Source organism: Burkholderia stabilis (assembly GCF_001742165.1).
In the GTDB taxonomy this organism is placed as follows: domain Bacteria; phylum Pseudomonadota; class Gammaproteobacteria; order Burkholderiales; family Burkholderiaceae; genus Burkholderia; species Burkholderia stabilis.
In genome coordinates this window covers 1,528,802-1,541,668 of record NZ_CP016443.1, presented here as the reverse complement: position 1 = coordinate 1,541,668, position 12,867 = coordinate 1,528,802, and the positions used below count along the sequence as shown (strand labels likewise).

Sequence of the window (12,867 nt, the reverse complement as noted above, 5' to 3'; positions counted from 1 at the left end):
CGTGAACAATTCGGGCCGGTGTGCCCGGAATCGATAGGAAAAGGCCCTCGATCGAAAAATCGCCCGTCGGTTCTATTTGATAATGAGAATGATTATCAAATACGAAATGCGGGGGCGTGAATGCGGTACGAGGTGCTGGGACCTGGGAGATCGATGACGAAGGGCGCGCGAGTTGCCCGCTTTGTCCGTTTGAGGGGCGGACGCTGGCGTCCGTCGCTGTATCTCGGCTTGCTGATCGCCGCGCATCCGGCGGCGGCGTTCGCCGATGCGGCGCCGGCGGCCGGCGCGGAAGTCAGGAAGGAAACGGCCGCGGCGCAGCCGGCCGCGGCCGAACTGAAGGCGATTTCGGTGAACGCGTCGCGCGGCGTCGCCGACGATCCGTCGGTCGCGACGGTCGGCAAGATGCCGCTGGCGTTGCGGGAGATTCCGCAGTCGGTCAGCGTGACGACGCGCGAGCGGATCGACCAGCAGAACCTGTTCTCGCTCGACGAGGTGATGCAGCAGTCGGCCGGCGTGACCGTGCAGCCTTACGTGCTGCTCACCACCGCGTATTTCGTGCGCGGCTTCAAGGTCGATTCGTTCGAATTCGACGGCGTGCCGGTCGTGATCGGCGACATGGCGAGCGCGCCGCAGGACATCTCGGTGTACGAACGCGTGGAAATCCTGCGCGGCGCGAACGGCCTGCTGCACGGCTCGGGCAATCCGGCCGCGACCGTCAACCTCGTGCGCAAGCGGCCGCAATACCAGTTCTCCGCGAACGCGAGCGTGAGCGTCGGCAGCTGGGATCGCTATCGCGCGGAGGCCGACATCGGCGGGCCGCTCAACGCGGCCGGCACGGTGCGCAGCCGGCTCGTCGCCGCGTACGAGGATCGCCATTTCTTCTACGACCACGCGAAGCAGGACACGCGTTCGATCTACGGCATCACGGAAGTCGACGTGACGCGCGACACGCTGCTCACGTTCGGCGCGCAGTACCAGACGACGCGATCCGTGCCCGACATGTCCGGCGTGCCGATGGCGCGCGACGGATCGAGCCTCGGCCTGTCGCGCTCGACCTTCCTCGACACCGCGTGGGGCCACTTCGACTGGGATACGACGCGCGCGTTCGGGTCGGTCGAGCAGAAGCTCGGCGGCGGCTGGAAGGCGAAGGTGAGCGGCGAATACCAGAGCGTGCGCTCGGACCTGAAATACGCGGGCTCGTTCGGCGCGATCGATCCGGCGACCGGCGCGGGCGGCAGGCTGACCGGCGCCGCGTACCAGTTCAGCAGCTACAGCCGCAGCATCGACGCGAACGTGCAGGGGCCTGTGCATGCGTTCGGGCTCACGCACGAGCTGCTGCTCGGGATGACCTACGCGAACAGCAGCAGCGGGCAGATGACGGCGCCGCTGCTGGGCAACGTGTCCGGCACGCCGGTGAACGTGTACCGCTGGAACCCGAGCAGCGTGCCGGAACCGGACATCGGCCCGTACCAGCAGTCGCAGCAGAACGACATTTCGCAGAAGGGCGTGTACGGGCTCGGCCGCATCAAGCTCGCGGAACCGCTCACGTTCGTGATCGGCGGCCGGCTGAGCTGGTGGAACCAGGACAGCCTCGGCGCGCACTACAACACCGGCCACCAGTTCACGCCGTACGGTGGGCTGATCTGGGATTTCGCGCGCGACTGGTCGTGGTACGCGAGCTATGCGGAAGTGTTCCAGCCGCAGACCAAGTCGATGTGGGGCGGCGGCATCCTGACGCCGGTGAAGGGGCGCACCTACGAGACGGGCGTGAAGGGCGAACTGGCGGGCGGCAAGCTCAACGTGTCGCTCGCGGCGTTCCGCATCGATCTCGACAACAACCCGCAGGTCGACCTCGCGCATCCGTGCGCGGGGCCGAGCTGCTACTACGTGAACGGCGGCAGCGTGCGCAGCCAGGGCTTCGAGTTCGAGGCGAACGGCCGCATCACGCCGTGGTGGAGCGTGTGGGCGAGCTACACGTACGACACGATGAGCTATGCGGACAACCTCGCGAACGCCGGCTCGTTCGCGCCGCTGCTGAACCCGCGCCACCTGTTCCGGCTGTGGACCAACTACGACCTGCCGTGGCAGGAGCGGCGCTGGAGCGTCGGCGGCGGCGTGCAGGTGCAGAGCAATTACTCGGCGCAGGCGAACGGCGTGACGATGAGCCAGGGCGGTTATGCGCTCGCGAGCCTGCGGCTCGGTTATCGCTATGACAAGCACTGGAGCGCCGCGCTCAACGTCAACAACCTGTTCGACCGCAAGTACTACCTGAGCCTGAGCCAGCCGGGCTGGAACAACCGTTACGGGGAGCCGCGCAACGTGATGCTGACCGTGCGCGGGCAGTTCTGATGGCCGGCGGCTGGGGCGCGCGGGCCGCGATCGCGATCACCGGCGTGCTGCCGGGCGCGGTTGCGCTCGCGCTCACGCTGGCCCGTCATTACCCGGCCGACGGGCTGAACCGGCTCTATGCGGCCGTGCTGCTGACGCTCGTCGCGAGCGTCGCCGCGCTGCTGTGGGTGCTGGTCGCGCCCGGTCGGCGGCAGGCCGCGTGGCGTGCCGCCGGATGGCTCGCGGTGCTCGTGCCGTGCGCGGTGTTCTGGGGAGGGCGCTGACATGGATGCTTCGTTGCGCTCGCGCTGGCGCGCGCTGCATCGCGGCGCGGGCGCGCTGTTCGGCGTGGTGCTGTTCGTCGTGCTGTTCAGCGGCGTGTGGAGTCTCGCCAGCGACTCGATGCAGGGCTGGTGGCGGCCGCCGCCGGTGGCCGTCGCCGCGCCGTCGCTGCCGCTCGATGCGCTCGTCGCGCGTGCGGCGGCGCTCGGCGTGCCGCTGCGCGACGCGCGCATCGTGCTGCCGCAGCCGGACGATCCGGCGATCCGCTTCTGCGATGCGCGGCAGGCGTGCACGCTGGCGCTCGACCCGGCGACGGGCGAGCCGCTGGCCGACAGCGGGCGCGCGGCGTTGCTCGTCACGCTGCACAAGACGCTGTTCGCCGGGTTTCCCGGGCGCATCTTCGTCAGCCTGTGGGGGATCGTGCTGCTCGTGCTCATCGTAGCGGGCCTGATCGTGCATCGTCGGCGCTGGCCCGATGCGGCGCGTATCCGGCGCGGCAGCGGGTTGCGTGCCGCGCTGTTCGACCTGCACGGCTGGATCGGCCTGTGGGGTTCGCCGTGGCTCGTGCTGTTCGCGTTTACCGGCGCGTTGTCGGGGCTCGGCGCGCTCGGCACGGTGTCGCTCGCGGGCGTCGCGTATCCGGGGCAGCCGCAGCGCGCGTTCGCCGAATTGCTCGGCGGGCCGCCGCCCGCCACGGCCGGCGGCCCGTGGCAGCGCGCGCCGGATCTCGACGCGCTGTTGCGGCGCGACGCGGCGCGCAAGCCGGATTTCCGGCGCGAAGCGGTCGTGCTGCACGGCTGGGGCGACGCGAATGCAAGCGTTGAAATTGCCGGCACGACCGCCGGCCTGCCGAGCACGGCGCTGTTCGAGCGTCACCTGTATCGCGCGGCGGACGGGCGCTGGCTGACGGATGTCACGTCGCGCGGCCGCGGCTTCTGGCTGCGCGCGTTCATCGCGGTGCAGCCGCTGCATTTCGCGCAATACGGCTGGGTCGGCGCGATGGGCGGCGTGCTGCGCGTCCTGCATTTCCTGATGGGGCTCGCCGCGTGCGCGCTGTGTGCGACCGGGCTGCATCTGTGGATCGAGCGGCGGCGTGCGCAACGCGACCGCTCGGCGAACGTGCTGGCCGCGCTCGCGGTCGGCATCTGCGGCGGGCTCGTGCTCGCGGGCGGCGTGCTGCTGTTCGCCGGGCGCGTATTGCCGGACGGCGCGCGCGTCGACCATGCGCTCGCGATGCTGTTCTGGGCCGTGTGGGGCGGCGCGCTCGCGCTCGCGGCCGGCGTCGCCGATCGCGCGGCATGGCTGCGCGTGCTGATGCGGGCGGCCGGCGCGGCATACGGGCTGGCGGGCGCCGCGCACTGCGCGATCGCACTGCTCGGCGTGGGCGAGCCCGTCTACTGGCCGATCGACGCGGCGCTCGTCGCTTTCGGCGCGTTGCTGCTGCGTGCGGCGCGACGCCCGCGCCGCGATGCCGTGCGGCCTGCGCGCATGCCGGCCGGCGCCGAACCTTTTTAACCTCATGCAACTGGAGACTTCGATGCGCGATTTGCTCGAACATCGCCGCCTGGTCATCACGATCACGCTGCTTTACCTGTCACAGGGAATCCCGATCGGCATCGCGATGGACGCGATGCCGACACTGCTGCGCCACGACGGCGCGCCGCTTCACGCACTCGCGTTCCTGCCGCTCGTCGGGCTGCCTTGGGTCGTGAAATTCCTGTGGGCGCCCGTCGTCGACAACCGCTGGTCGCCGCGTATCGGCCGGCGGCGCAGCTGGATGCTGCCGATGCAGACGCTCGTCGTGCTGTGTCTCGCGAGCCTCGCGCAGATCGGCATGAGCGTCGCGACGGCGGGCTGGGCGGTCGGCCTGCTGGCCGTCGCGTCGCTCGCGAGCGCGACGCAGGACATCGCGAACGACGGGATGGCCGCCGAGCATTTCAGCGGCGACACGCTCGCGAAGATCAATGCGATCCAGATCGCGGGCGTGATGATCGGCTTTTTCGGCGGCGGCGCCGGCACGTTGACGCTGATCGGCCTGTTCGGCCAGCAGGCCGCGTTTCTCGCGCTGGCCGTCGTGCCGCTCGCGAGCCTGATCTGCGTGCTGTGGGTGCTGCCGCGCGATGCGGACCGCGCGCGTGCGAAGCCGCTGCACGACGCAAGCCTCGTGCGTTTTGCGAAGCGGCCGCGCTCGTGGTCGCTGCTGTCGCTCGCGTTGCTGTCGGCGATGACGGCCGTCTCGGGTTTCGGTCTGTCGAAGCTGTTCCTCAACGACGCGGGCTGGACGCTCGACGCGATCGGCAAGCTCGGGATGGCCGGCGGCATCGTGACGGTCGTGCTCGGGTGCGGCGGCGGCGCGTGGCTCGTGAGGCGGCTCGGCCTGTGGCGCGCGTTTACGGCTGGCGTGAGCTGCGCAGGCGCGGCGGCGCTGCTGTGGTTCGCGCAGGCGGGCGGGTGGTTGCCCGCGTCGCCGTCGTGGGCGTGGCTGTGCACGGTGCTCGGCTCGCTGTCGACGGGCATCACGTCCGTGTCGATCATGACGGCCGGCATGCGCTTCGCGGGCGGCAGCGACCAGGCCGGCACCGACGTGACGGCGGTGCAGAGCACGCGCGATCTCGGCGAGCTGATCGCCTCGTCGACGATCCTGTCGCTCACCGCGAAAGTCGGCTATACGGGCGGCTTTCTCGCAGGCGCCGCGCTGGCGGTGCTCGCGGCGCTGATCGCGATGCGGCTGAAGCGGCGCGAGTCGGCGTATGCGGTGAAGGCCGACGACGTGCTGGCGTAGCGTCGCGGGGGCGGGACGACGTCCGGCGCGCGCGTCCGGACGCGGCGGTCAGGGGTAAACACATCTTTTGCGCGGTGTTTCCGGCTTGATATAAAGACGGCTTGTCTCGATCGTGAGAAGCCCGGGCCCCGCGCGGACCCGGGAAGGCCACCGGAGCGCCGCGCCGATGTTGCAGAACCTGTATTCGCCGTACCTCGACTACGACTCGCTGAGCCGCGACCTGGCGGTGCCGCCCGGCGACCTTTCCGTGCCCGACTTCCCGTCCACGACGGTCCGGCAGATCGGCAACGGGCATCACTATCGCGTCGAATACGCGAACGCGTATGCGAGCGGGCAAACCGAATTCCATGCGCAGTCACCGGCCTTCTGGATGACCGATGTGGACGTCAGCTTCGCGGGCGTCGTGCGGCGGCGCACGCGCGGCGAGAACGCGTTGCGCATCCGCATCGGCCGATGCGGGTCGGCGTCGTATTCGGTGGCCGGGCGCGAGGTCAATCTCGACGGCCCGACGATGGTGCTGGTCGCGGAACCCGACGGCATGCCCGCCGGCGACGTGATCGAGCGCGGCCATCATCAGGTGACGAGCCTCTACATGCATCGCAGCGTGCTCGGCGCGCTCTACGCCGGCGCCGAGGATGCGCTGCCGGCGCCGCTGCGGCATTTCGTCGAAGGCACGCTGCGCGAATCGTTCATGTATGCGACGCCGATCCCGCCGGCGCTGGTCGAGTGCCTGCGCGACATCGGCGATTGCCCGCTCGACGGCCGCAGCCGCTCGATCTATCTGCAGGCGCGCAGCCTCGAGATCGTCGCGCGCGCGGTCGATACGGTATCCGAAGGCACGCGCCACGCGGATACCGATGCGCTCAACGGTAGCGTGAGCCGCATGACGCGGCGCGCGGTGTCGAAAGCGCAGGTCGTGTTGCAGGAGCACTTCGTGTCGCCGCCGTCGCTCGACGTGCTGTCGCAGCAGGTCGGCCTGAGCCGCAGCAGCCTGTGCGCGGGTTTCCGCGCGCTGCTCGGCAAGAGCGTGCACGAGTATGCGCACGAACTGCGCATGCAGCAGGCGCTGCGGTTGTTGAGCGAGCCGGGCGTGCCGGTCACGGATGTTGCCTACGCGGTGGGCTACAACCATCCGAGCAGCTTCTCCGTCGCGATCCAGAAACGTTTCGGCATGTCGCCGCGCGCATTGCGCGCGCGTAGCGGCGTGCCCGGAACCGTCCTCGACACGGGCGACGATTGAGCGTTGCGGTGCGTGTCAGTCCGCGTACGTGCGCACGCGCTCGCGCAGCATGCGCGTCACGACCTGAACCACGAACGCAGGCGATTCGTACGGGAAGTTGTGCCCGTCGCCGGCCGGCGCATGGATCAACTCGCTTTGCGACGACGTCGCCAGGTAGCGCTGGCGAAATGCGCCCATCAGCGCGAGGTGGCGCTCGAAGCCGGCTTCGTCCACGCCCATGCGCCGATACAGCTTGCGTGCGTCCGCTTCCGGCGCGGGCCGCATTTCCGACGCATCGCGCGGCGTGACGACGAACACCGGCAGGTCGCCCAGCTCGCCGTCGTGAACCAGCATGTCGAACCCGGCGCGCGCACTGCCTGCGACGCTCAGCTCGGCGAGGCTCGACGCGGAACTGAATCCTGCGCGCGCATGCATCTCGATGCGTTCGACCCCCATCTCGATCGCATCGGCCAGCCGCTTCTGCACGAGATCGAGCAACCGTCTGATCGCGGGCTGCCGGCGCCCCAGCACGCTGACGAGATCGATGTGGATGCCGAACAGATGCAGCAGCCCGACGAGATTGCCGGCGACGATCATCGGGGTGGGGCGCATGCTGCTCGGCGCGTAGTTGAAGAAGTCGGGATGCGTCGCGTCGAGCAGCACGATCCCGCGCACGAGATGCGGATGGCGGCGCGCGAGGTTCGCGACGAGCAGGCCGCCGAACGAATGCCCGACGAACACGAATGGCCCGCGCTCGCCCGCGCGCGTGAGCGCCTCCACGACTTCCTCCACTTCCAGCGCGGTCGAACGCGGATACGGGCCGGCATCGCTCCAGCCGCTTCCGGGCCGGTCGATCAGGATCGAGCGCGTCTCGCCGCGCAGCGCCTGATGCAGGTGATGGAGGACGAGGCCGCCCATATGCGCGCCCGGTATCCAGACGACCGGCGGCAGGTCGCCCGCGTGCCCTTCGGCGAGCACGTGGATGCGATGGCCGTTCACCTCCACGCGTATTCCCGGCGGCGGGCAGGCCGCGCGCACGCGGGCGAGAAACGCGAGGTGGTAGAGCGAGCCGGCCGCGAGCACGACGGCCGCGCCGAGCAGCATGTAGCCCGTCAGATGGCGGCCTGCATGGACGAGGCAGCCACCTGCAAGCGCGATCGAAAGCGCGATGGGCAGGCCCGCCCAGTCTCGGCTCAGGAAGGTCGGAAGCCATTTGCGCATGGGTATTCCCTGGTTCGGTATGTCGAGAAGGGCGGCCGCGCGCGTCGCGTGACAGCCGACGGTGTTGCGTGCCCGTGGACCTCGTACGATAGCGGACGCGGTGCCGGCCTGCTTTCGCTTGCCGCCGCGGGATTGTCGCGCGCGTCCGCGCCGGTTTCCGTGCCGCGGACGGCGACCGCGAACGGCCTGCATGATGGCGTACACGATAACGGCAGACGCGCGCAAAAGCATCCCGGCCGATCGCAAAAGGTTGCCCGGCGAAACGCCACTACATTGACGGCTTGCGTTCATGCGGCCGGTTTCGCTTTCGGCGCGCGGCAACGCCCACTTTCTCATCATGGAGTGCGGTCATGCAAATCCTGAAGGACCAGCTCGGCAACCTGCTGTCGAAGGCGGTGGACGGCCCGGCCACCGCTGGCTACGTCGCCGGCGTCTGGCATCGCGGCGAGCAGATCGAACTGGCGAGCGGCATCGCGAACCTGAACACCGGCGCGCCGATGACCGTCGACACACGCTTCCAGATCGGTTCGATCACCAAGGTGCTGACGACGCACCTGCTGATGCGCCATGTCGAAGCCGGCCGGATCGGTCTCGACGATCCTGTCGTCCGGCATTTGCCGTCGTTTGCGCTGGCCGACGCGGCGCACGCGCAGCGCATTCGCGTGCGCCACCTGCTCAATCACACGAACGGCATCGATGCCGATTCCTTCAGCCCGATGACCGATTCCGGCCCGGATGCGACGCGCGAATACGTGGCGCGCCTGTCCGGTTTCGGCACGCTGTTCTCGCCGGGCGAGACGATTCATTACTCGAACCCGGGTTTCGTCGTGGCCGCACGGCTGATCGAGGTGCTGTCCGGCAAGCCGTACAACCAGGCGCTCGAGGAGGAACTGTTCCGGCCGTGCGGCATGAACGCGTCGTGCACGTCGGCCGAGCAGGCGATCCTGCATCATCACGCGGTCGGCGTGTTCGCGAATGCGACGAGCGGCGCGCTGCAGGCCACGCATGCGTACCTTTTGCCGCCGTCGCTGGCCGGCGCCGGCTCGACGCCCATTTCGACGGTGAAGGACATGCTGGCCTACGGTCGCATGCACCTGGCGGGCGGCGTGGTCGACGGCACGCAGATACTTGCGCCCGAGACGATCGCCGCGATGCAGACGGTGACGTTCGACCTGCAACGGCCCTGCGTTCCGCCGATCTGCCTCGGCTGGTGGAAGGTGCCGGTGAGCGGCGTCACGGTGTTCTGGCACGGCGGCACGACCTACGGCACGACGTCGAGCTTCGCGGTGTGCCCGGAACTCGATCTCGTCGTCGTGACCGGCGGCACCGGGCCGGGCGCCAGCGCGTTGCACGACCAGGTGTTGCTGACGACGCTCGCGCATCTCGGCCACGACCCCGTGATGCCGTTCGAGCGCGCGACGCCGCGCCGGCCACTGTCGCGTTACGCAGGCGGCTACCGGCATTACCCGATGCGCCTCGCGTCGGTCGCGGGGCCGGACCGGATTTCAGTCGAGGCGTACTGGACGGAGATGGACGCCGACAGCCGGCGCGCGATGCTGTGGCCGAGCAGCGGAGAAGAAGTGGGCACCGGCGAGATCCGGTTCGCGTTCGACGGCGCATCGACCTACGTGCTCGACCTCGTGCCGCTGGGCGAGGGGCTGTTCGCGCCGCCGGGCACGTCCGACGCGCAGCTGTGCGGCATCAACGGACGGCTCGCGCTCGTGTCGTTCCGCGGCGACGGCGATCGCCCCGACGGCGTCCACACGCGCCTGCGTTATCTGCGCCGCGAGGATTGAGCGGCACCAGCACGCGTTTTTCGCCGTCATTTTCGTGCCTTGCAGGTTCCGGCTGCATGCCGGTTGTTTCGTCATGCAGATGTTTTCGGAATCTGCCGGGACACGGCCCTGACCGGCTGCGCCTGACGCGCCCGCAAGCGGGCGGTGCAGCCGCGTCTTTCGACTCTTCAATTCCATTCAGGAACGATCATGCGAATTTTCGTCGCCGCGCTTGCGCACGAAACCAATAGTTTTTCACCGATACCGACCAGCCTGCATTCGTTCGAGGAACGTGCACTGTATCGGCCGACGAACGGCGAACCCGACGCGAAGGCGGACGACCTCGTCGGCTACGGCACCTTCGTGCGCGAAGCCCGCGCGCGCGGCCACGAAGTGCGCGCGTCGATCTTCGCGTTCGCCGAACCCGGCGCGCCGTGCGCGCAGCGCGATTACGAGACATTGCGCGACGAGATTCTCGACGATCTGCGTGCCGCGCAGCCGGTCGACATGGTGCTCTATCTGCTGCACGGCGCGCAGATGGCGCAGGGTTATGACGACTGCGAGGGCGACCTGCTCGCGAAGACGCGCGCGCTCGTCGGGCCCGGCGTCGTGATCGGCACCGAGCTGGACCTGCATGCCAACGTCACGACGGCGATGCTCGAGAACTGCGATGTCCTGCTCGCCTGCAAGCACTATCCGCATACCGATTTCGACGAGTGCGCGGTCGACCTGATCGATCTTGCCGAACGCACCGTGCGCGGTGAAATCCGGCCAACGATGCACTTCGAACGCGTGCCCATGCTCGGCATGTTCTTCACGACCGAGCCGCGCATGGCGCAACTCAACCAGGATGCGATGGACCGGGAAGGGCGCAACGGCATTCTGTCGGTGTCGTTGATTCACGGCTTCCCGTGGTCAGACTTTCCGGATACCGGCGCGGGCGTGCTGGTGGTGAGCGACGGCAATCGCGACGCCGCACGTGAACATGCGCGCGAGCTTGCGCGCGGTTTCGTGGCCGTGCGCGACGAGACGATCGAGCTGCGCCAGCCGATCGAGCGCATCCTCGACGAGATCGCGGCGGCGCCGGCCGACGCGGCCGGGCGCCCGTTCGTGATCGCCGACACGGCCGACAACCCCGGCGGCGGGGCCGGCTCCGATTCGACGTTCATCCTCGACGCGATCCTGAAGCGCGGCTTGCGCGGCGTAGTGCTCGGGATGATCTGGGACCCGGTCGCGGCGACGTTCGCGCGCGATGCGGGTGTGGGCGCAACGATCTGCGTGCGCCTGGGCGGCAAGACAGGCACGCGGGCCGGCCGCCCGCTCGACGTGGTCGCCAAGGTGCTGGCCGTCGAAGCCGGGCTCGCGCAGCACGACGACGCGTTCAAGTTTCCGGGGCCCGGCCTCGGGCTGACAGCCCTGCTGGAGATCGACGGCGTGCGCGTGGTCGTCAACTCGGCACGCCAGCAGACCTACAGCCCGAGCTGCTTCACCGACCTCGGCATCGATCTGCCGCGTTGCACCATCGTCGTCGTAAAGTCGACGCAGCATTTTCAGGCGCTGTTCGGCCCGCTCGCGCGCGCGATCTACTACTGCGACACGCCCGGTTCGCTAAGCCTCGATTTCAACGCGGCCGATTACGCGAACCTGACGCGCCCGATGTGGCCGTTCGACGAAATCGCGGTCTGACCCGCGCGCCCGGCGTGCGGATGCGCGGACGATGCCGAAACTTTCCCGGCCGTCCGCGAAAGTCTTGCCGGCGCCCGGCGGCTACCCTCGACAGGCTGGCTGCACCGGCCGGCCACAGAGGTTTTCAATGAAGGAGACGCAGCGTGCGTAGCGGAATAACCGGTCGGTCCCCGTCGTTGTCGCGCGCGTGGTTCGCGCTCGTCGTGCTCGCGCTGGCCGCGATACTCGGCATCACCGACCGTCAGATGCTGACGCTCGCGATCGAGCCGCTCAAGCGCGATCTCCACCTCGACGATACGGGCCTCGGCGTGATCGTCGGCTTCGGCCCGATCCTGTTCAGCGCGCTGGCGTCGCCGCTGCTCGGCTGGCTCGCGGACCGGGTCGACCGGCGCTGGCTGCTCGTCGTCTGCGTGCTGGTATGGAGCGCGGGCACGGCGCTCTGCGGCCTCGTCACGCAGGGCTGGATGCTGTTTCTCTGCACGCTGACGCTCGCGGTGGGCGAAGCGGGCCTCGGGCCGGTCGTGTACAGCCTGCTGCCCGACCTGTTTCCGCCCAGGCTGCGCACGGCCGCGAACACGCTGTTTTTCGCGGTCGCGCTGTTCGGCGCGGGGCTCGGCATCGCGGGCGCCGGCGCGATCTTCCACCTTGCCGCGCCGCTCGCGCGGGCGCTGACGGTCGAGCCGTGGCGGCTGGCGTTCGTGCTCGTCGCGCTGCCGGGCCTGGTCGTCGCGGCGCTGCTCGCGTGCGTCGGCCATCCGCCGCGCGGCGGCACGCAGGCCGGGCACGCGCACGAAGCGTCGCGCGAAACGCTCGCGCACTATTGGCGGCGCTCGGGCGCGATGCTGACGTGCCTGATCCTCGGTTATGCGATGGCCGCGTTCTACGTGGGCGCGATCCTGGGCTGGGCGCCGGTGGCGCTGATCCGCGACTTTCATGTCGATCTCGCGAAGTCGGGGCTCTACAGCGGCATCGCGGTGGGTGGCGGCTCGGCGCTCGGCTTGCTCACGAGCGTGCTCATCGTGCGCGGTTTGAGCGCGCGCAGCGGCGCGGGGCTGCCCGTCGCGGTTGGCTGCGCGATGGCGTTCGTCGCGGCGATCCTGCTGTTCGGGCTGTCGTTCGCGACCAGCGCGACGATGCTGCTGGTCTGCATGACCGGCATCATCGCCGCGTATATCGCGGGCGCGTCGCTGACGCCGACGCTGTTGCAGGACATCGCGCCGCCGCATCTGCGCGGGCGCGTGATCGGTACGTCGTCGCTCGTCACGTATATGTTCCAGGCGGTGTCGGTGCCGGCCGTCGGCGCGATCTCCGACGCGTTGCACGGCACGCCCGGCGCGCTGCTCAAGGGCATCGCGTGGCTCGGCATGCCGGCCGCGATGTTCAGCATGATCCTGCTCGGCGTCGTACTGCGCATGTTTCGCGGGCGTTTCGAGCCGCGCTGCGATGTGAGCGCGCAGGTGCTCTGATTTGTCGATACGTGAGCAGCCTGACTGGCTGCTGTGCCCTCATCGTGCATTGTGCTTCGCGGGCGCTTCGAATCGCGCTGCCGTCGATACGCGTGCAGCCCAATCGGC

The 12,867-nt window shown here is 69.3% G+C and carries 9 protein-coding genes; 8 read left to right on the top strand and 1 reads right to left on the bottom strand.

Features of this window, described 5'->3' with window-relative positions:
* Positions 1–120: 120 nt before the first annotated feature.
* From BBJ41_RS24850 to BBJ41_RS24830, 5 genes are all read left to right on the top strand, one after another.
* The gene (locus BBJ41_RS24850) at positions 121–2,349 is read left to right on the top strand and encodes a TonB-dependent siderophore receptor (protein WP_069748901.1); all 2,229 of its coding nucleotides are present in this window, start codon (positions 121–123) and stop codon (positions 2,347–2,349) included.
* Positions 2,349–2,612 (top strand): hypothetical protein, encoded by a 264-nt coding sequence (locus BBJ41_RS24845; RefSeq protein ID WP_069748900.1) that lies wholly within the window; start codon positions 2,349–2,351, stop codon positions 2,610–2,612. The genes BBJ41_RS24850 and BBJ41_RS24845 overlap by 1 nt, the downstream gene beginning before the upstream one ends.
* A gap of 1 nt (position 2,613) precedes the next feature.
* The gene (locus BBJ41_RS24840; protein ID WP_069748899.1) at positions 2,614–4,125 is read left to right on the top strand and encodes a PepSY-associated TM helix domain-containing protein; all 1,512 of its coding nucleotides are present in this window, start codon (positions 2,614–2,616) and stop codon (positions 4,123–4,125) included.
* Positions 4,126–4,147: 22 nt separating this feature from the next.
* On the top strand, positions 4,148–5,392 hold the full coding sequence (locus BBJ41_RS24835) for a RhtX/FptX family siderophore transporter (protein ID WP_069750365.1): 1,245 nt from the start codon (positions 4,148–4,150) through the stop codon (positions 5,390–5,392).
* Positions 5,393–5,558: 166 nt separating this feature from the next.
* Positions 5,559–6,632: a helix-turn-helix transcriptional regulator gene (locus tag BBJ41_RS24830; RefSeq protein ID WP_069748898.1), complete on the top strand. Its 1,074-nt coding sequence runs from the start codon at positions 5,559–5,561 to the stop codon at positions 6,630–6,632.
* A 15-nt stretch (positions 6,633–6,647) separates the two neighbouring features.
* Here the strand turns inward: BBJ41_RS24830 and BBJ41_RS24825 are convergent, their stop codons facing one another.
* Entirely contained in the window at positions 6,648–7,832 is a 1,185-nt protein-coding gene (locus tag BBJ41_RS24825) for an alpha/beta hydrolase (protein ID WP_069748897.1), read from the bottom strand.
* A gap of 350 nt (positions 7,833–8,182) precedes the next feature.
* Between BBJ41_RS24825 and BBJ41_RS24820 the strand changes: the two genes are divergently transcribed.
* From BBJ41_RS24820 to BBJ41_RS24810, 3 genes are all read left to right on the top strand, one after another.
* Entirely contained in the window at positions 8,183–9,628 is a 1,446-nt protein-coding gene (locus tag BBJ41_RS24820) for a serine hydrolase domain-containing protein (protein ID WP_069748896.1), read from the top strand.
* A gap of 189 nt (positions 9,629–9,817) precedes the next feature.
* Positions 9,818–11,293: a M81 family metallopeptidase gene (locus BBJ41_RS24815; protein WP_069748895.1), complete on the top strand. Its 1,476-nt coding sequence runs from the start codon at positions 9,818–9,820 to the stop codon at positions 11,291–11,293.
* 143 nt (positions 11,294–11,436) lie between these two features.
* Positions 11,437–12,759: an MFS transporter gene (locus BBJ41_RS24810; protein WP_156814857.1), complete on the top strand. Its 1,323-nt coding sequence runs from the start codon at positions 11,437–11,439 to the stop codon at positions 12,757–12,759.
* Positions 12,760–12,867: the final 108 nt, after the last annotated feature.

Excerpts from the sequence above, each read along its gene's own strand:
- BBJ41_RS24850 (WP_069748901.1), top strand. The coding sequence starts at position 121 with ATGCGGTACGAGGTGCTGGGACCTGGGAGATCGATGACGAAGGGCGCG.
- BBJ41_RS24845 (WP_069748900.1), top strand. The coding sequence starts at position 2,349 with ATGGCCGGCGGCTGGGGCGCGCGGGCCGCGATCGCGATCACCGGCGTG.
- BBJ41_RS24840 (WP_069748899.1), top strand. The coding sequence starts at position 2,614 with ATGGATGCTTCGTTGCGCTCGCGCTGGCGCGCGCTGCATCGCGGCGCG.
- BBJ41_RS24835 (WP_069750365.1), top strand. The coding sequence starts at position 4,148 with ATGCGCGATTTGCTCGAACATCGCCGCCTGGTCATCACGATCACGCTG.
- BBJ41_RS24830 (WP_069748898.1), top strand. The coding sequence starts at position 5,559 with ATGTTGCAGAACCTGTATTCGCCGTACCTCGACTACGACTCGCTGAGC.
- BBJ41_RS24825 (WP_069748897.1), bottom strand. The coding sequence starts at position 7,832 with ATGCGCAAATGGCTTCCGACCTTCCTGAGCCGAGACTGGGCGGGCCTG.
- BBJ41_RS24820 (WP_069748896.1), top strand. The coding sequence starts at position 8,183 with ATGCAAATCCTGAAGGACCAGCTCGGCAACCTGCTGTCGAAGGCGGTG.
- BBJ41_RS24815 (WP_069748895.1), top strand. The coding sequence starts at position 9,818 with ATGCGAATTTTCGTCGCCGCGCTTGCGCACGAAACCAATAGTTTTTCA.